Here is an 18,046-nt window from a genome sequence, read left to right on the forward strand (position 1 = left end):
TTTATACATATTCAGGCGAAAAATATTTGGTAGAATACATAAAACACTCAAGATGAACAATTCTTCCATCAATTCGAGAATTTTCTCTCCGAAAGACGGACCTCGCAGACGGGCGGGAGCGTCAGCAGAAACGGCGGCGGTGCAAGGTGTCCCTGGGTGTCTCCCCGTACCGTGCCTTGTAGGCCTGGGAGAACCGTCCCGCATGCCGCTGTCCCGACCTCTCGGCAATCTCCGAAACCGAGAGATTGCCGCTGCTCGACAACAACAGGTGCCGCGCGAACTTCAGGCGGATGTCCTGCAGTTTTTCCATCGGGCTGCATCCGAGCTCGCGTTTGAACACCATCTGCAGATTGCGGGGGGTCGTCCCGGCAAAGGAACAGATATCCAGAAGGCTTATGTCCCGGTCGAACCCGTCGTTGATAAAGGCTACTGCCCTCTTCAGGATCGCCGGGGTGGCACCCGTGACGCGATCGCCAACGATGTGGGAAACAGTGCTGGTCTGGGCGTCCAGCAAAGAAGTCACGAGCGCTTCTTCCAGCTGCTGCTGCCGGGGATCATCCGGTTCACGGAAAACCTGCCCGGACGCCGCGGCGCCGAAAAGACCGCGCAGGCGCTTCGCCCACACTGAGACCGCAGCACGTCTCAAGTCCAGACCTGGATCGAAACGGATCGTATTCACGCCAAGACCTGTCATGCGGGTGGCAATCTCCGCGACGTAGGATCTTTCGATCTGTACCAGAACCTGTTCGCACCCGGCATGCCAACGCATCGTGGTGTGCCGGTCCGGATTCAGGACCACGCCCATGGACGTCGTCGACTGGACCGACCGGGTGCCGTTACGCACGTCCGCCGTGCCGGCAATCGGTATCTGGATCAGAAAGAAATCGGACAGTTCGCCCGGGTCGATGGTCACGTCCGCGCCGTATCGGATGTAGTTCAGCGAAACATGTGTGCCGTCGACCCTGTTCTGGCAGGCGTTGAAGCGATCCGCGGCTGACATCCGTTCAAGCCTGTGGCTGCAGAAATTGCGCGCGACGATTTCCCGGGCTTCGTCGACATCGAGCGTGTCGAAGCACCTGAAATCACTGAGCGGCGGTCTGGGCGCGGATCGGAGCATGACAGATCATGCCGCGTGGCTTCGGTCCGTTCAAGCATTCCCGCCCGTCAAGGCGGCGAATGACTGCACCTGGTCGGATTTTTTCGCAATCTGGATAAAGCATTCCGAAGGCCGCAGGTAGCATTTCTCTCACCAATACACTGCTTCACGGAGGGGAACAGAATGCAAAACGGAGCCGGCATCACATCCGCGGACGCGGGCCTCGACGACATCAGCTGGAATGTTGTCGGTCAAACCTACAAACCGAAACTCCACAGCGCCAACGCCTTCATCTGGCACGCCGTGGTTCCGGCGGAAAGCTTCGTCCCGCCGCATGTCCACCCGACCCAGGACGAATGGATCGTCATGCTGGAAGGCGAGCTCGAAGTTGAAATGGGCGGCAGGACACATGTGGCACAGGCCGGTGACACGGTGCGCATGCCGATGGGAGAGGCGCACGGGATTTTCAATCGATCCGGCAAGACCGCGACCTGCGTCTTCGGTGTCGCACCGGCGCGCAAGCTGTTCGACCTGTTCATCGCCCTGAACGGTGTCACGGACCCGCAGGAGCTCGTCAGGTTGTCGGCTATGCACGAAGTCGATTTCCTCCCGCCGCCGGATCAGGCTTGAGCAGGTCCCAAGGCGACAGGAGGAATGTGACATGACCAAACGCAAGAACGTCGCGATTATCGGCGGCGGCGTGAGCGGCCTTGCCGCGGCCAAGGCGTTCGATGAGCGCGGCCACCGGGTCTTCGGCTTTGAGCGCAGCCACGATTTCGGCGGTGTATGGGAACTGTCCCGGTCCTATCCGGGCGTTCAGACCCAGTCGCCCAAGGATCTCTACCGGTACACCGATCTTGCCATGCCGGACGACTACCCGGAGTGGCCCAAGGGGCCTCAGGTACATGCCTATCTTCACGCCTATGCCGACAAGCACCAACTGGCTCGACTGTTTCAGCTGAACACGAATGTGCGCTCCATGGATCGCAGGAAGGACGGCGAACCCGGCTGGACACTCACGCTTGAGGCCGGCGGCAAGGTGCGGACGCAGGACTTTGATTTCGTCGCCGTCTGCACGGGGCAGTTTTCGGACAAGAACATCATCACGCATCCAGGTCAGGAGGCATTTGAAGCCACGGGCCGCAGCGTCATTCACAGCTCTGAATACACCGACCCGGCAACGGCGGAGGGCAAGGATGTCGTCGTCCTCGGAGGTTCCAAGTCCGCGACGGACATTGCCGTCAACGCCGCCGCCAGCGGTGCGCGCTCGGTCACGCTGGTCTACCGGGAGCCGGTCTGGCGGGTGCCCTATTTCGTCGGCGGCATCAATTTCAAACGGCTCCTCTATATGCGCGCGCAGGAACAGCAGTTCAACGGATGGGGACGCTCCCCTGCCGGCAAGGCGCTCTTTGCCGCCTTCAAACCCTTGATCTGGGCCAACTTCCGGGGTCTCGAAACGCTGCTCAAATTGCAGCTCGGACTAAAGAAATGGGACATGGTGCCCGACGCGCCGATCGAGAAGGATGCGTCCTGTTCACTGCCGATCGTTACCCCGGGCCTGTTCGAAGGTTTCAACGACGGATCGATCCGTCCGGTCAAGGGAACCATTAAACGCTACGAGACCGACAAGGTCGTCCTGACGAACGGAGACACGGTGCCCTGCGATCTGTCGATCCTCGCGGTCGGCTGGAAACTGGGCGTCCCCTTCCTCGCGCAGGAGTTTCAGGACAAGCTGATCGAACCGGACGGTCAGTACCGCGTCTACAGGCTGGCCGTGAACCCCGACCTGCCCGACATGGGTTTCGTCGGTTTCAATTCCAGTTTCTGCACGATCCTCTCCGCGGAAATGATCGCGAACTGGCTTGTGCGATATGCGGACGGCAAACTGGCGAAACAGCCCAGCGCAGCGGACATGACACGGAACATCGAGGAGATGCTCGAATGGCGCCGCAAGGAACGCCCGGCCGCCAAGGTCTATGGCGGCTTGTGCTCAGCGCCTTTCCACTTCCGGCATTTCGACGAGCTGCTATCGGACATGGGAGCCGGAAAAACCAAGCGGGCGAATCCGTTGGCAGAACAATTTTCCTACCCGAACGCGGACGCCTACGGCGAATTTCTGGCAAGCGCACCGCAATATGCGGCGGGTTGAAATGGAATTGCCAGCCGGCCTGTAAGCCGGGTTCTGTATGGCCCGTATCGACGGACGCGACAGCCATTCATCTGGGATGCCCGTTGCCGGGCACCTCTCGCAACCAACCCGGACAGCCGGCCTGGAAACCGGCCTGTTCCGGGATTTCTCCCGGCCCGTGCTGTCCCTATTCGGTCTTGCTCCCGGTGGGGTTTACCGTGCCGCCACTGTTACCAGCAGCGCGGTGGGCTCTTACTCCACCCTTTCACCCTTACCCCGGCGGGCCGGGGCGGTTTGCTTTCTGTGGCACTTTCCCTGAGGTTGCCCTCGCCGGGCGTTACCCGGCACCGTGTTTCCATGGAGCCCGGACTTTCCTCTCCCGCGGCCTTTCGGCGCTTGCGGCAGCGGCTGTCCGGCCGACTGGCGCTAGCGGCTTAAGTGGCTTTCGGGTGAAGGTCAAGCAACAGCGCCTGCCAAATCTCCCCATTGACGAATGATCCGGATCATTCGCCCGGATTTCCGGGACCTGAGCGGGCGCTCCCGGCCCGGACATGGGCCGGCACCGTAAGCCGGTTTCGGTTCCACAGGGCTTCACGGGGGCTTCCGGGCGGTGATTCACGCAAGTGCATCAGTTTCCCGCTTCGGTGACGCGGGTTTTCACGTTTGGGTGAACGGGTCCTAGAAGCGCGGATTTCCGCAATTTTGTCCTTGAACTTAATTTTTGACTACTCAGTACAGAATACCCATATGCCGTTTGCAAGAGATTGGCATCACGGGTGCTGACCACCCTGAAAATGGAGATCAGAGATGACGGAATTTACGCTTCACACGCAGGAAACGGCCCCGGAAGGCAGTCGTCCGCTTCTGGACAACTCGCTCAAGGCGTTCGGGATGATACCGAACCTGCACGCCGTGATGGCCGAGTCGCCCCAGCACCTGGAGGCCTACCAGAAACTTCATGAACTGTTTCAGCAGACAAGCCTGTCGGTCGTCGAGCAGACCGTGGTCTGGATGACGATCAACGTGGAACACGCGTGTCACTACTGCGTGCCGGCCCATACCGCCATCGCGCACATGCAAAAGGTCAATGAAGGTGTCATCGAAGCCCTGCGAAATGCGGCTCCGCTCGAAGACGACAGGCTCGAGGCGCTGCGGCAGTTCACGCTGAAAGTCGTCCGTCAGCGCGGCGTCGTCTCCGATGCCGACGTCAACGCGTTCCTGGCGGCGGGCTATACAAAACAGCAGGTCCTCGACATCATTCTTGGCGTTGCCCAGAAAGTCATGTCAAATTACGTGAATCACCTGGCTGACACACCGGTTGACGCCCCATTCCGGAAATTCGAATGGCAGCCGGCGGTGGCCGCAGCAGAATGAACGAACGGGCTCCGGCGGCACGCTGCCGGAGCCCGTCGCAAACAGAGGCAAGATGGCCGGACGCCCGAAAACATTTGACACCGACAAAGCCCTTGACGCCTTCGTCGACGTGTTCTGGACGAAGGGATACCAGGGAACCTCGGTGGATGATCTGCAGGCCGCCGCCGGGATCAAGCGCGGCAGCTTCTATGCGGCGTTCGGCTGCAAGGACGATGTTTTCGATGCCGTCCTTGAGAAATACTGGCATGAGGCCACCGCGCTGGGTTTGAACCAGATGGACCGCGAAGAGGACCCTTTGAAGGCGGTGGCCGCGCTTGTGCGCCATGTCGGCATCTTCATGACAAGAAACACGCCGCGCGGCTGCCTGTTGCTGACGTCTTCGGCAACAGTGCCCGATCAGCGCGGTGACGGCGCCAACCCGGTTCGCGAGCGCATGAAGATGCTCGAACGCAGGATCCACGGCGTGCTTGCGGGCGAGAAAGGCATTCAGGACGAAGCCGCGGCGCAGGAACTCACCGCATTTGCGCTCACGTGCCTGCTCGGGCTGAACGCGCTTGCTCGCAACGGCCAGGACGGGGACAAGATCCTGGCAGCTGCGAGCCATGCAGCGGACTGCATCGAAAGGACCGCAGCCTGACAAGTGCGCACGCATGCGCCGGTTCCGCAATGCTAGTGCGTCGCACAATATTCATTTCTCATGAGCCGCGGCAGACGCTAACCTTCGCAGCACGGATTGAACTGCGAGGACGCGCTCAATGAAGCAGGCCATCAAGGCGGCCCAGGCTGCCGAACTCATTCCGGACGGATCGACCTTGTTGATCGGCGGGTTCATGGGGGTTGGCTCCCCCCACAGGCTGATCGATGCAATCGTCGCACGGGGCACGAGAGACCTGACGGTCGTTGCCAACGACACGGCAATGCCCGGGCGCGGCATCGGAAAACTTGTCTCTGCAGGCGCACTTTCCCGAGTCGTCGCATCTCATATCGGGCTCAATCCGGAAACCCAGCAGAAAATGATCTCCGGCGAAATCGACGTCGACCTGGTCCCGCAGGGCACACTCGTGGAACGGATCCGTGCGGCAGGCGTCGGGCTGGGCGGCATCCTGACGCCCACCGGCCTCGGCACGCTGGTCGAGGACGGCAAACAGATCGTCACGGTGAAGGGACAGAAGTTTCTGCTGGAAGAGCCGATCCACGCAGATTTTGCTTTGATCGCAGCGCATCAGGCCGATTATGTGGGCAATCTGGAATATTCACTCACCGCACACAATTTCAATCCGATCATGGCGCTTGCCGGGAACACCGTCATCGCCGAACCGCAAACGATCGTGCCGGTCGGCGTCATCTCACCCGACAGTGTGAAAACACCCGGTGTTCTTGTCGATCATCTTCTGGAGAGACAGCCCGATGGAAGCTAAGGAAATCATCGCGCGGCGCGTGGCACAGGAAATCGAGCCGGATTCGCTTGTCAATCTCGGCATCGGCCTGCCGTCCATGGTGGCCAATTATCTGCCCAAGGAAGTGCATGTCTTCTTCCAGGCGGAAAACGGCGTCATCGGCCTCGGGTCGCGCCCCCCGGAAGGCATGGAGGATCCCGATCTGACCGACGCGGGCGGCGGCTTCGTGACCGCCGTTCCCGGCGCCGCCTCGATCGACAGCGCGATGAGTTTCGGACTGATCCGCGGCGGACACCTCGACATGACGGTTCTGGGCGGGCTGCAGGTCGATGAGCGCGGCTATCTTGCCAACTGGATGGTGCCGGGCAAGATGGTCCCCGGAATGGGCGGCGCCATGGACCTTGTTGCCGGCGCGAAACACGTGATCGTCGCGATGGTCCACACGGCAAGGGGCAAGCCGAAGATCCTGCGCGAATGCACACTCCCGCTGACCGCCCAGCGCCGGGTGAGCCTGATCGTGACAGAAATGGCCGTCATCGAGCCTACCGAAGACGGGCTGGTTCTGAAGGAAACAGGCCCCGATGCAACCATTGACGACATCATCTCGTCGACGGAGGCCAGCCTGATCGTACGGGGTGACGTGCCGAAGATGCGTCTGTGACCGGCTGCGAAAAGCGGGCAGCGATCAGACAGGTAATTCCTCCATCAGATCGCCGATGGTGCTCACACCGTCCTGGATCTGGCGTGGCGTCGCGTCGGCGAAGCCGATGATAAGGCCTGGCTGTCTGACGTCGCCCTGATAGCAGCTGCTCAGGGGAGAAACCGAAAATCCGCGCTCCTGCATGGCCTGGGCGAAGGCGACATCGTCGACCGGTTCCCGGAACAGCATGGCAACCTGAACATTGCCGTTCGGCAGGTCGACGGCGACCCGGTTGCCGAGGCGGTCCTTCAGCGTTCTGACAAGCAGCGTTCCGCGCTCCTCGTAGATCCTGCGGATGCGCTTCAGGTGTTTCTGATAGGCGCCGCTGTCGATGAACTGCGCCAGCGCGACCTGGACCTGCACGCTCGCCGCACAGCCCATGTTGCGCATCAGTTGCTGCAAGGGCTGCGCGAGGCTTGACGGCACCACGCAAAAAGACAGCCGTAAACCCGGTAAGAGGCTTTTTGAAAAAGTACCGAGATAGATCACCTGCCCCTCCTCCGCGAGACCGTAGAGCGCTGCGACGGGTCTGCCTTCGAACAGGAATTCACTGTCATAGTCGTCTTCCAGGATGACCGCACCTGCGGACCGCGTCGCCTCGAGCAGGGACAGCCGCCGCCCGAGGGGCATGCGGGTTCCAAGGGGATACTGGTGCGACGGCGTCACGTAGATCAGGCGGGGCTTCGCACCGCAGGACAGGAGATGATCAACGTCGGCGCCCATGTGGTCGACCGGCAGCGGGTGCACGTTCAGCCCGGCGACATGAAACGCGGTCCTGGCGCCGAGATAACCCGGTTCTTCCAGCCATGCGTTGTCACCGGGCTCGGACAGCGCCATAGACAGCAGCGACAGGCTCGCCTGCATCGAACTTGTCACGAGGATCTGGTCCGGCCGGGCCCGCACGCCGCGTTCTGCCGCAAGGTGTCGTGCCAACTGTTCCTTCAGTGCCGGAACACCCGAATAGTTTCTGTATTGCAGATCCGGGCCGCGTTCCATGCGTGCAGCCCGGCGCAGGTGCCGCGCCCACTCCTCATAGGGAAAACAGTCCAGCGCCGGAGCGCCGGGCTGAAGTGCACCATGCCGGGTCGCCCAGCCGTCGCCGCGTACATTCGCCGACATGTGCAGGCCCCGGGCCGAAAGATCGAGCGCAACCCCGGAGCCGGCTTGAGGCCCGTAGCGTCCCTCCGGCGGGAGATCCTCGGTAATTCGGGGCGCGGCCCCCGCCCTCAGCGTGATGACGCCCTCGGCCTGCAGCAATTCGTAGGCGGCATTCACCGTGTTGCGTGCAACGTCCAGCGAGGATGCGAGCCGCCGTGTCGACGGCAGCTTCGCGCCCTTGGCGAGCAGTCCGGCGCGCACGGCATCTCGAAACCCGCGGTAGATCTGTTCCGAAAGGGGGATCGGCCCGGAACGATCGAGTGACAGGATGCCTTCAGGAAAAACTGGTTCTTTCATTTTTCAAAAACCGGATCTTTTGAAAATCCAGTTTATCGGGGAAACCGTGGATTACAAGATCCACCCAACCTGGAGCAGACCATGTCCACACTGGAAAGGCGGCAAGCCGCGGACAAGCCGCGTTATGCCAAGATCCGGCAAATGAACCGGGGCAGCTACGATCGGGCACTCGCCTACGAAATCCTGGATGCCGGCCTCGTCGCCCATTGCGGTTTCATCCATGAAGACCGGCCGATGGTCATCCCCATGGTCTACGCCCGGATCGGCGACCGTCTCTATATTCACGGAGCCAGTGCCACGCGCATCATCAAGAACAATGCGAAAGGCGTCCCGGCAAGCCTGACCGTGACGCTGCTCGACGGTCTCGTCGTGGCGCGTTCCGCCTTCCATCATTCGATGAATTACCGCTGTGCGATCGTCCATGGGACCGCGCGTCTGGTGGACGGAAAGGAAGAACAGATCGAGGCGCTGGCCGCCATTACCGATCACATGCTTCCGGGCCGCTGGGACGAATGCCGCGCGATGTCGGCGAAGGAACACAAGGCGACCGGCGTGCTGGTCCTGGACATCGAAGAGGTCAGCACCAAGGTGCGGACCGGCGGCCCTGTCGACGACAAGGAAGATCTCGGCACCGCTCTCTGGGCCGGCGTTGTACCCGTGACCACCGCGCTGGGGCAGCCGTTTGATGCCTATGACGTACCTGAAGGAACACCTGTGCCAGCCTCGATCCCGGCAGCCCGGCGCAAGTTCGCCTGAACGGAAGAACCCCGCTGCAACGCAGCGGGGTTCGATATTGCCCACGGGAAAGCCTGGCTTTCCCTGATTGATCGTGACCGCCCTGTCACAATCAGCTGGATGACATGATGCGCTTGACCTTGCTGCAATATTTGCGGCTGACCGGGTTCATGCGCTTGGCGTAGTGACCGGCATTGTAGCGAAGGATCGTGCCGCACAGGTCACCATTGGCGCGCTGGTGTGCACCGGCCAGGTATTTCATGCCCCATTCGATGTTCGTTTCCGGATCGTAGAGCGCTTTGGTGGAGCCACGGTAGCCGATGCCCCGAGCGGTTGCCGGCTTGATCTGCATGAGACCGACTTCGCCGGCGCGGCCGCGTGCACGCGGGTTGAAGTTGCTTTCGACTTCCACGACGGCCTTGGCGATCTTGACCGGGACCCCGTGCTTCGCAGCGGCCTTGCGGATCAGCCCGGCGAAGTCATCTTTCTTGGCTGATGTGCTTTTTGCCTGAACGCTTTTGGTTCGCGTTTTCGGCTTGGTCTGCGCGGCCTTTGTGACGTTGGTCTTGGAAGCGGACTTTGCCTTTGCCGTCGACGATTTTTTAGGTGCCGAAGTCTCGGCTTTTTTCTTTTTGGTGTCCTTGTCCGGTTCGATCACGTGCAGGATGGGCTTGGACCCGGATCCGACTTCTTCTCGTGCCGCGATCTTCTCCGCGTTCTGCTTCCTCTTTTCCGGATCAATGACATGGAGGATCGGATCCGATCCCGAACTGGCAGCCATCGCGAACGGCGCTACGGTTGATGTTGCGAAGGCGAAAAGACAAAGCGCCCCAGTGAGTTTCGTAAATGACCGTAACATGCGTCCAGCCCTTTTGGTTTTGTTGCGGTTGAATTCGGGGCGGAGAATTGCCGGACCGTTTGGACAAAAATGCGCGCAGGAAAATCACGATTTATGTCTGATTATTTCAGGATTTTACCGGAAAACTGGCTCGAATTTGTCAGCTCGACCGGTTTGTGACCAAACCTTGCCCGGTTTCCGGCATTTTACCGGCGCTGAAGAGAAAATCTGTGACGTGTGAAAAAAATTTCGCCCAGTTTGCTGCGATGCAAAAAAGCCTGCGGACAGCGCGAAATCGAAGTTAACAGGATGAAAGAGCTAGCAATTACAACGTCTGATTTTGTCTACGGCGCACCAGCCGCATTGGGAACTAGACGGAAAACGAAGGGAGTTTTCGCAGGAGCGAAGTAAGCGTTTCTATTGTCGAATGATCGGCCACGCCATCAAGCTTTTCTGGCCGGAAGTGGCGCTGAAACGCCATCACTGCATGGCGCGTCTTCGCATCGAAGGTGCCGTTGATGTCGACATCATATCCGTAGAGCCCGAGCATGGATTGCAAGGCCTCGACCGGCTGACCCCGGTCCCCTTCCTGCATGAGCAGCCCCGCGACGATCGGATGCGGCTCGACATGGAGCCCGGCGCCGGCCGCCGCCAGGCGCTTCCAGGGAAAAAGCTCGCCGGGGTCTTCCTTCCGGTCCGGTGCAATATCCGAATGGCCGAGCACCATCCAGGGCAGGATGTCATGGCGGCTGCAGACATCCTTCGCCAGCGCGGCAACGGCTTCAATCTGGACATCCGGAAACGCGCGATAGCCGAACTCGTGACCCGGATTGACGATTTCTATTCCGATGGAACGGGAGTTCACATCCGTCTCCCCCTTCCAGAAACTCCTGCCCGCGTGCCACGCACGCCTCGCTTCTGGAACGCATTGAAGAATTTCACCGTCTTCATGCACCAGATAATGCGCGGAGACTTCCGCACGCGGATCACACAGCCTTTGCAGCGCCTCTTCGGCGCTCTGCATCCCCGTATAGTGAAGGATGAGCATGTCGATCGGGGCGCCGGGTGATCGCTCGCCGTGATTGGGCGAAGGATGAACGCGTGCCGTCACGCCGGTATCCGTGTCTACGCTCATATGCCTCTTTCCGCGCGGATCTTTGCCCAGGCGTCGTTGAGGGCTGCCAGCCTGTCGTTTGCGATCCTGACGAATTCTTCCGGAACGCCCCTTGCCATCAGCCTGTCAGGATGGGTTTCCTGCACTTCGCGGCGATAGTGTGCCTTGAGTTCGCTATCGCTTGCCTCCGGCCCGAGCCCCAGAACTTCATAGGGGTTTCCGTCCTTGCGGACGTGCCTTGCAAGAACTTTCGAAAACTCGCGCTCATCGAGGCCAAAGACGGAAGCCACCCGGGAGAGATAGCCGACCTCGCTCTCGTGAACGACGCCATCCGCCTTGGCGATGTGGAAAAGCCCATCAAGAATGTCGAGCAGGGTTTTGCGGTCATACGGAAAGAGATCCGCGAGTTTCTTGGCGTAGACTTCAAACCCCGCAACATCTTCCTGAGCCAGATTGAAAAGCCGCGTGACGTTGCGTTCCTCTTTCGGGGGAACCTCGAAGAGTTCGCGAAACGCGATGATTTCGTCGGTCGTGACGACACCATCCGCCTTCGCCATTTTTGCGCTGAGGGCAATCATCGCCACGGTAAAGCCGACGCTGCTCGTGCCTTCCGGACGTGCCAGCACGAGCTGAACAAGCCGATCGACAACTTGTGCACCACCGGTTCCGATAGCACTCACGATACTGCCGATGCTGCTCCAGACGCTCACCAAAAGCTCCTGATCTGCTCAAACCGCGAAACGGCAGCGCGCCTGCTCCGCTCGGAATCAATTCCGGTCACGAGTCTTATCGGCAGTCGCCGTCTTTGACTAGGAGTGACCTCCCGCGAAACAGAACATTCCTCAGGAACGGTCCGGATTGTGCGCAAGGTCGCCCGCAAAAAACACTAAGGACTTCTTCCGAGGATTCATGATGGTTAAAGGATTTCCGCTTAAATTGGTCAGATATGTGTTCGTATGACGGTACTGCGCCGGATGGCAATTCCACTCGTTAGAAGCAACATTGTCATATTTTTCGTGTCCATGACGCTGGTTCTGACGCTGGCGTTGGGCGTCTACGTGAGCAATCGCCTGCTGACCCATTGGCTGCTCGTCGGAGGTCTCGAGCAGGACTACATCCACCAGAAATCCGACATCCAGAGCATCCTCGCGTCCCATGCCGTCGAGACGCAGAAACACCCGCTTCAGGAATTACAGGGACTGCGCCCCTCGCTCTCCAGCGAAACGCTGGCCCACTCACCGGTGTCTTCTCGGACAATCGCGGAAATCCGGAAGGTTCTGGAACACAAATATGTGGACTCGACCATCCTGGACACGAGTCTCGTTTATCCGTCCAAAGACGTCAACGACAGCTCCGGCCTGCCGAGATTTGCACAAATTGACTGGCTGGCAGAAAACAAGCTGACCTCGGTCCGGACATTGAACCACGCCTGGGCGGCCTTCAACTCCGACCGCCCCCTGACCATTGTGCCGGACATGACCTGGTTCGGCGCCTTCGGCTCCAACGCCATCGTCGTTTTCAATCCCGACAAATCCCAGGGCGTGTCCCCCAGCCTTGTCCTGCTGGTGACGCAGTCCGGAATTCTGAAAAGCCTGTCTGGCCTGATCTGGTCGATCAGCGCCGCGATCGGCGTGCTCTGCCTGATTTCATTTGCGTTCGCGGCGATCCTGTTGTGGATGCGCTTCTATGATCAGGTGCGCACCAACAGCAATTTTCAGTATCTCGCGCACCATGACACCCTGACCGGCCTGCCGAACCGGGCCGTGTTCAATGCCAAGCTGGCAGAGGCGCTGCGCCTGGCGCAGGCCAAGGCCTCCAATGTCGGCGTCATGCTGATCGACGTCGACAAGTTCAAAGAAATCAACGACACGCACGGTCACGGGATCGGCGACGTCTTTCTGCAGGTTGTCGGGGAAAGGCTGCAGACCGTCTTTCACAAGCATCTTGTCGCGCGTTTGTCCGGCGATGAATTTGCGGTGCTGATGACTTCTGTCTCCGATCCGGCCCGCATGACCCGGCTGGCGGCGGACATGATTGCGGCAACGACCGCTCCGTGCATCATCGACGGAAACGAAATCAAGCTGTCTCTTTCCATCGGGATCGCGCGCGCAACCGACGGCTCCTGGCGTGTGTCGCGCCTGCTGCATTGCGCGGATCTTGCGCTCTACAATGCCAAGCACAGCGGCCGGTCAACCTTCTCCTGGTACACACCCGGACTGGATGCGGAAGCCCAGAAGCGCAAGGAAGTCGAGAACGGGCTGGTCAAGGCGCTGAAACTCGATCAGTTCAAGCTCCTCTATCAGCCGCAATACGCCCTGCGCGACGGCACGCTGCGCGGATACGAGGCCCTGGTGCGCTGGGAGCATCCGAGCAAGGGGGAAATCAGACCCGATCTGTTCATTCCCATTGCCGAAGACTGCGGCCTGATCGACGAGATCGGCACCTGGGTGCTCAACAATGCGTGCCGGGAAGCGATGCTGTGGGAAGACCTGAACCGGCGCGTTGCCGTCAACGTCTCCGCTGCCCAGTTCGTCGCCGGGGAAACCCAGAAACGGGTTGCCCAGGCACTCCACAATTCGGGACTGGATCCGAGCCGCCTGGAGATCGAAATCACCGAGAGCCTGCTGATATCGAATACAGAAGCCGTGATCGAGACGCTCAGGCAGATCCACGACATGGGCGTGTCGATCGCCATGGACGACTTCGGGACCGGCTATTCCTCACTCAGCTATCTCAGCCTGTTCCCCTTCGACAAGATCAAGATCGACCAGACCTTTGTCCAGAACCTCGGCAAAGACCCCAGCACCGACGCGATCGTCACATCCATTGTTGGGCTTGGCCGCTCCTTGAATGTCACCATCACGGCGGAAGGCGTGGAAACGGAAGAACAGGCCGTTCTCCTGAGCGCTGCCGGGTGCGACCTCGTCCAGGGTTACATGTTCGGCAAGCCGGACAGCGTCAAGCGGCACGAGTCCGACTTCCCGGTCTTCCCGCACAACGAGGACGGCGGCTTCTGGTTCCCGCAACAGCGGAAAAAGGCACCCGAAGCCCCGAAGATCACGCTGTCACCGTCCCTGGCCCAATACGCCACGATCTCCGACACCCCGGAGTCCGACAAGGCGGAAAGCGTCACCGGCTGAGGCCGTCAGGTGAAACCCGACCGGATGCCCGGCCCGGCGACTGACGTCGCCTGATCAGAGAACGGCACCCTGGGCCGCCCGCGCGACCGCATCATTCGCCAAACTTTCCGCCTTGCGTTCGGAGTACCGGTCGACGAGATAGTCCGAGCGTCCACGCACGAGCAGCGTGAATTTCATAAGTTCCTCCACCACGTCGACAACACGGTCGTAAAGCGGCGATGGTTTCATGCGACCGTCATCGTCAAATTCGAGATAGGCCTTGGGGACGGAAGACTGGTTGGGGATCGTCACCATCCGCATCCAGCGGCCGAGAACGCGCATCTGGTTGAGCGCGTTGAAGGACTGCGAACCTCCGGAGACCTGCATCAGGGCAAGGGTTTTCCCCTGGGTCGGCCGTACCGCGCCCGTGCTGAGCGGGATCCAGTCGATCTGCGTCTTGAGAATTCCCGTCATGGCTCCGTGGCGTTCCGGCGAGCACCAGACCTGGGCCTCCGACCAGATGCTGAGATCCCTGAGTTCCCGGACCTTGGGATGATCGGGATCGGCATCATCGGGCAACGGAAGTCCCGACGGGTCGAATATTCTCGTTTCCGCACCGAATGCCGTCAGCAGCCGCTCCGCTTCCTGTGCCAGAAAACGGCTGTAAGACCGCTCCCGCAAGGAACCGTAGAGCAGGAGAACGCGGACGGGATGGGTCGGCGTATCGTTCTGGTCGAGCAAGTCCTGCGAGACCGGACGAAAATCTCCGCTGCTCAGATTGGGCAGGTCATCCAGCTTCATGTCCGTCTCACTCATTTGCCGCCCCGGTCCCGACAACCTGGCCGTCCTCCTTGGTGAAGGTTCCGATATCGGTGGGCAGCAGGTCCATGACCTTTTCGGACGGACGGCAGAGCCGGACACCCTTGTCGCTCACGACAATCGGCCGGTTGATCAGGATCGGATGCTCCATCATGAAGTCGATCAGCTGATCGTCCGTCCATTTTTCCTCGCCGAGACCGAGTTCGTCGTAGGGCGTTCCCTTCTGGCGCAGAAGTTCACGGACCGAAATCTCCATCTTCGAGATCAGGTCGACGAGCCTTTCCCGGCTTGGCGGTGTCTTCAGATATTCAATGACCTCCGGTTCGACGCCGGCCTCGCGGATCATGGCAAGCGTGTTTCGGGACGTTCCGCATTTCGGGTTGTGATAGATCGTGATCGTCATCTTTAAGGTCCTGTCAAAGGGAACTGGATCGCGGCGGCTTGATATCGGCAAGCCCGCAAATCTCGGGATTGTTTGCGCAGCAGTCTTCCATGAGGAAAGCCAGAAGATGTCTCATCTGACCGAAATCGACCGCATAGCGGATATGGCGGCCTTCCCGCTGCGCGCTCAGCAGCCCTGCCCGTTCGAGCGTCGTCAGGTGAAAGGACATGCGTGTCGGCTGAACGTCGAGCTTTTCCGCGATCGTGCCTGAAGGCAGCCCGTCAGGTCCCACGCTCACCAGCAATCTGAATGCGGCGAGACGATCCTCCTGCGCGAGAGCCGCGAGCGCGGATATGGCCTTTGTCTGCTCCATATTTCGATACTACAAGAAATTTTGTAATATAGAATAGCGAAAATAGCACTGCTGATATCTGAAAATCACATGGCTGCTGCAGCGCGTGCGGCCTGGTCGTAATTTCCGGACACCAGCCGCAATGTCGCGGCCAAGCGGGACAACTCGTTTTCGTCGAGGCCCAGCGCCTTCATCGGTTCGACCAGCAATGCCTCGCGCAAACGCCTGTATTCAAGACAAGCCGTTTCGCCGGCCGCGGTGATCTCGGCCGTTTTCTCCTTGCCGCGGCGGCCGGACGAGATCAGGCCGGCCTTTTGCAGTTTCTTCATGGCGTAGGTCACGGTGTGCGTGTCTTCGATATTCAGAACCAGGCAGATATCGGAAAGTGTCTTTGCGCGCCCGCGGTGATTGACCGTATGCAGGACAAGGACATCGAGCGGGCCGAGCCCTTCCGAGCCGCTCGCCGCGATGCAGCGGACCATCCAGCGGTGATAGGCGTTCACCATCATGGTGACGGCAAACTCGATTTCAGAGAGTGCCGGCATTGCCCCGGACGCAAGATGCGCAGCCGATACGACAGGTCCGATTGGACTGTCACTCTTGCTTTCAGACTTTGCCGACACTGTCTTGACCTCTCCCTAAGGCATCATCAATTGCTCAGCATCGACTGCGGAAGCCAAAGAGCCAAGCCCGGGAAGGCAACAATCAGCACCACGGCCAGGATCATCAACAGGAAGAATGGCAGCGCCATGCGCGCGACCGAGAATATGTTCCGGCCCGTCATGCCCTGCAGCACGAACAGATTGAAGCCGACCGGCGGGGTAATCTGGCTCATTTCGACGACCAGGACCAGATAGATGCCGAACCAGATGAGATCAAGCCCGGCTTGTTCCACCATGGGCAGGATCACCGAAGTGGTCAGCACCACGACGGAAATGCCATCCAGAAAGCAGCCCAGGACAACGAAGAACAGCGTCAGTGCGATCAGGAGCGCATAGGGCGACAGTTCCATCGCTCCGATCCAGGATGCCAGTTCGCGCGGGATCCCGGTATATCCCATGGCAACCGTCAGAAAGGCAGCACCCGCCAGAATGAAGGCAATCATGCAGGAGGTGCGTGTTGCGCCAGCAAGGGCGTCGACGAAGCTCGCGCGGGTGAGCGTACCCGAGCCCCAGGACAGAAGCAGCGACAGGGTCACGCCGATTGCGGCCGCCTCGGTCGGAGACGCAAGTCCCGCATAGATCGAGCCGATCACGCCGGCAATCAGGCCGATGACCGGGAAAAGGCGCCGCGTCGCCTTCAGGCGCTCCAATAAAGGAATGGTGTTTTCCCTGGGCGGCATTTTCGAACGGTTCAGCAAAGACCAGACGGCCACGTAACCCATGAAGAGAACACAGAGCATTGCGCCCGGCAGAACACCGGCCATGAACAGGCGGGCGATGGATTGCTCCGTCGCCGCCCCGTAGACGATCAGGATGATCGACGGCGGGATCAAGAGCCCCAGTGTTCCGGACCCGGCAAGCGTGCCGATGGCGATCCGCTCGTCGTAGCCGCGCTGCTTCAGCTCGGGCAAGGACATGCGGCCGATCGTGGCCGTTGTTGCGGCGGAAGACCCGGAAACGGCCGCGAAGATGCCGCAGCCGAGAATGTTCACGTGCAGAAGCCGGCCTGGCAGATTGCGCATCCACGGCGACAATCCGGCGAACATATCCTCGGACAGACGGGAGCGGAACAGGATCTCGCCCATCCAGATGAACATCGGCAACGCCGTCAGGTCCCAGGAGTTCGCCGCTCCCCAGATGGTCGTTGCCATGACCGGCCCGGCCGGGACGGAGACCAGCGCCAGCATCGCGGCCAGCGCCACACCGAGAAGCGCAACGGCGACCCAGATCCCGGTTGCCAGCGCCGCCAGCATTCCAAGGCCGAGAAACAGTGCGATCAGGGAGAGGTCCATCATTCGCTCCCCTCGATCGGGTCGTCCTTGACGACGGTTTCAAAGCTCGGGCGATGTCCGGCCAGGATCTGCACGAGATCGTCGAACAGTGACACCGAGAACACCGCCAGCCCGAGTGTCATCACGCTCTGCGGATAGACGAGCGGTATGGGAATGATGCCGTAGGAGGTTTCGTTGTAGCTGTAGCTGTCAAAGGCCAGCCATCCCGCGTGCCAGGTGAAGTAGGACGCCAACGCACATGCCACGGCAATGGCCCAGACATTCAGAAAACGGGAGATCCCGGACGGAACGGCCTGAAGCAGGATCGAGACACGGATGTGATCGCTGTTGCGCAGCGTCCCGGCCAGCGCCAGAAACGAGGCCCCGACCAGAAGAAATCCGGCAATTTCCGCAAGCGATGGCACCTGCAGTCCCCACGGCTCGAGGCCGAAGAGCTTCCTTGCCCCGTCGAACAGTCTTCCCAACACCTGGAACACCACGAGACTGGCGATCACCACGAGGCAGCAGGCAGCCAGAGCCGTTGACGCCTGATAAAGCGAATTCAAAGCCTTGCGCATCGGTTTCCCCTACCGGATAAGCAGCT

The 18,046-nt window shown here is 60.3% G+C and carries 19 protein-coding genes and 1 other RNA gene; 8 read left to right on the forward strand and 12 right to left on the reverse strand.

Annotation, left to right across the window (positions count from 1 at the left end; genetic code table 11):
- Positions 1-121 precede the first annotated feature (121 nt).
- Positions 122-1,117 carry a helix-turn-helix domain-containing protein gene (locus ACO07N_RS27855; protein ID WP_421984119.1) on the reverse strand — a complete coding sequence of 332 codons (996 nt, stop codon included), beginning with the start codon at positions 1,115-1,117 and terminating at the stop codon, positions 122-124.
- Between the two features lie 162 nt (positions 1,118-1,279).
- On the opposite strand from ACO07N_RS27855, the gene ACO07N_RS27860 reads away from it, so the two are divergent.
- Both ACO07N_RS27860 and ACO07N_RS27865 read left to right on the forward strand, forming a co-directional pair.
- Positions 1,280-1,726, forward strand: a complete 447-nt coding sequence (locus ACO07N_RS27860) for a cupin domain-containing protein (RefSeq protein ID WP_421984120.1) — start codon at positions 1,280-1,282, stop codon at positions 1,724-1,726.
- A gap of 31 nt (positions 1,727-1,757) precedes the next feature.
- Positions 1,758-3,245, forward strand: coding sequence for a flavin-containing monooxygenase (locus ACO07N_RS27865; protein WP_421984121.1), 1,488 nt, complete (start codon positions 1,758-1,760; stop codon positions 3,243-3,245).
- A gap of 6 nt (positions 3,246-3,251) precedes the next feature.
- On the opposite strand, the gene rnpB is transcribed toward ACO07N_RS27865, so the two are convergent.
- Positions 3,252-3,648, reverse strand: an RNA gene (rnpB, locus tag ACO07N_RS27870) — RNase P RNA component class A.
- Positions 3,649-4,031: 383 nt separating this feature from the next.
- On the opposite strand from rnpB, the gene ACO07N_RS27875 reads away from it, so the two are divergent.
- The 4 genes from ACO07N_RS27875 to ACO07N_RS27890 all read left to right on the forward strand — a co-directional run bounded on the left by ACO07N_RS27875 (position 4,032) and on the right by ACO07N_RS27890 (position 6,656).
- On the forward strand, positions 4,032-4,598 hold the full coding sequence (locus ACO07N_RS27875; RefSeq protein WP_421984122.1) for a carboxymuconolactone decarboxylase family protein: 567 nt from the start codon (positions 4,032-4,034) through the stop codon (positions 4,596-4,598).
- A 52-nt stretch (positions 4,599-4,650) separates the two neighbouring features.
- Positions 4,651-5,235, forward strand: coding sequence for a TetR/AcrR family transcriptional regulator (locus ACO07N_RS27880; RefSeq protein WP_421984123.1), 585 nt, complete (start codon positions 4,651-4,653; stop codon positions 5,233-5,235).
- 118 nt (positions 5,236-5,353) lie between these two features.
- Positions 5,354-6,016: a CoA transferase subunit A gene (locus tag ACO07N_RS27885; protein ID WP_421984124.1), complete on the forward strand. Its 663-nt coding sequence runs from the start codon at positions 5,354-5,356 to the stop codon at positions 6,014-6,016.
- On the forward strand, positions 6,006-6,656 hold the full coding sequence (locus ACO07N_RS27890; protein WP_421984125.1) for a 3-oxoacid CoA-transferase subunit B: 651 nt from the start codon (positions 6,006-6,008) through the stop codon (positions 6,654-6,656). Before ACO07N_RS27885 ends, ACO07N_RS27890 begins: the two co-directional genes overlap by 11 nt.
- Before the next feature lie 24 nt (positions 6,657-6,680).
- Here ACO07N_RS27890 and ACO07N_RS27895 read toward each other — a convergent pair whose 3' ends face one another.
- On the reverse strand, positions 6,681-8,150 hold the full coding sequence (locus ACO07N_RS27895) for a PLP-dependent aminotransferase family protein (RefSeq protein WP_421984126.1): 1,470 nt from the start codon (positions 8,148-8,150) through the stop codon (positions 6,681-6,683).
- 81 nt (positions 8,151-8,231) lie between these two features.
- Here ACO07N_RS27895 and ACO07N_RS27900 point away from each other — a divergent pair, with 81 nt between their 5' ends.
- Positions 8,232-8,906, forward strand: coding sequence for a pyridoxamine 5'-phosphate oxidase family protein (locus ACO07N_RS27900; RefSeq protein WP_421984127.1), 675 nt, complete (start codon positions 8,232-8,234; stop codon positions 8,904-8,906).
- A 91-nt stretch (positions 8,907-8,997) separates the two neighbouring features.
- On the opposite strand, the gene ACO07N_RS27905 is transcribed toward ACO07N_RS27900, so the two are convergent.
- The 3 genes from ACO07N_RS27905 to ACO07N_RS27915 form a co-directional block, all read right to left on the reverse strand.
- A complete protein-coding gene (locus ACO07N_RS27905) occupies positions 8,998-9,540 on the reverse strand; it encodes a transglycosylase SLT domain-containing protein (protein WP_421984502.1) in 543 nt (180 codons plus the stop codon).
- Between the two features lie 553 nt (positions 9,541-10,093).
- Entirely contained in the window at positions 10,094-10,858 is a 765-nt protein-coding gene (locus ACO07N_RS27910) for an N-acetylmuramoyl-L-alanine amidase (RefSeq protein ID WP_421984128.1), read from the reverse strand.
- The gene (locus tag ACO07N_RS27915; protein ID WP_421984129.1) at positions 10,855-11,547 is read right to left on the reverse strand and encodes a TerB family tellurite resistance protein; all 693 of its coding nucleotides are present in this window, start codon (positions 11,545-11,547) and stop codon (positions 10,855-10,857) included. Before ACO07N_RS27915 ends, ACO07N_RS27910 begins: the two co-directional genes overlap by 4 nt.
- A 312-nt stretch (positions 11,548-11,859) precedes the next feature.
- On the opposite strand from ACO07N_RS27915, the gene ACO07N_RS27920 reads away from it, so the two are divergent.
- Positions 11,860-13,977, forward strand: a complete 2,118-nt coding sequence (locus tag ACO07N_RS27920) for a putative bifunctional diguanylate cyclase/phosphodiesterase (RefSeq protein ID WP_421984503.1) — start codon at positions 11,860-11,862, stop codon at positions 13,975-13,977.
- 54 nt (positions 13,978-14,031) lie between these two features.
- Here ACO07N_RS27920 and arsH read toward each other — a convergent pair whose 3' ends face one another.
- The 6 genes from arsH to ACO07N_RS27950 all read right to left on the reverse strand — a co-directional run bounded on the left by arsH (position 14,032) and on the right by ACO07N_RS27950 (position 18,020).
- Positions 14,032-14,772, reverse strand: coding sequence for an arsenical resistance protein ArsH (gene arsH, locus ACO07N_RS27925; protein ID WP_421984130.1), 741 nt, complete (start codon positions 14,770-14,772; stop codon positions 14,032-14,034).
- A complete protein-coding gene (gene arsC / locus ACO07N_RS27930; RefSeq protein ID WP_421984131.1) occupies positions 14,765-15,178 on the reverse strand; it encodes an arsenate reductase (glutaredoxin) in 414 nt (137 codons plus the stop codon). Before arsC ends, arsH begins: the two co-directional genes overlap by 8 nt.
- Before the next feature lie 13 nt (positions 15,179-15,191).
- The gene (locus ACO07N_RS27935; RefSeq protein ID WP_421984132.1) at positions 15,192-15,530 is read right to left on the reverse strand and encodes an ArsR/SmtB family transcription factor; all 339 of its coding nucleotides are present in this window, start codon (positions 15,528-15,530) and stop codon (positions 15,192-15,194) included.
- A 65-nt stretch (positions 15,531-15,595) separates the two neighbouring features.
- Positions 15,596-16,054: a winged helix DNA-binding protein gene (locus tag ACO07N_RS27940; RefSeq protein WP_319387692.1), complete on the reverse strand. Its 459-nt coding sequence runs from the start codon at positions 16,052-16,054 to the stop codon at positions 15,596-15,598.
- Between the two features lie 104 nt (positions 16,055-16,158).
- Positions 16,159-17,463 (reverse strand): TRAP transporter large permease, encoded by a 1,305-nt coding sequence (locus ACO07N_RS27945; RefSeq protein WP_421984504.1) that lies wholly within the window; start codon positions 17,461-17,463, stop codon positions 16,159-16,161.
- The gene (locus ACO07N_RS27950) at positions 17,463-18,020 is read right to left on the reverse strand and encodes a TRAP transporter small permease (RefSeq protein ID WP_421984133.1); all 558 of its coding nucleotides are present in this window, start codon (positions 18,018-18,020) and stop codon (positions 17,463-17,465) included. Before ACO07N_RS27950 ends, ACO07N_RS27945 begins: the two co-directional genes overlap by 1 nt.
- Positions 18,021-18,046 lie beyond the last annotated feature (26 nt).

It is taken from the genome of Roseibium sp. (genome assembly GCF_965229775.1).
Lineage (GTDB): Bacteria > Pseudomonadota > Alphaproteobacteria > Rhizobiales > Stappiaceae > Roseibium.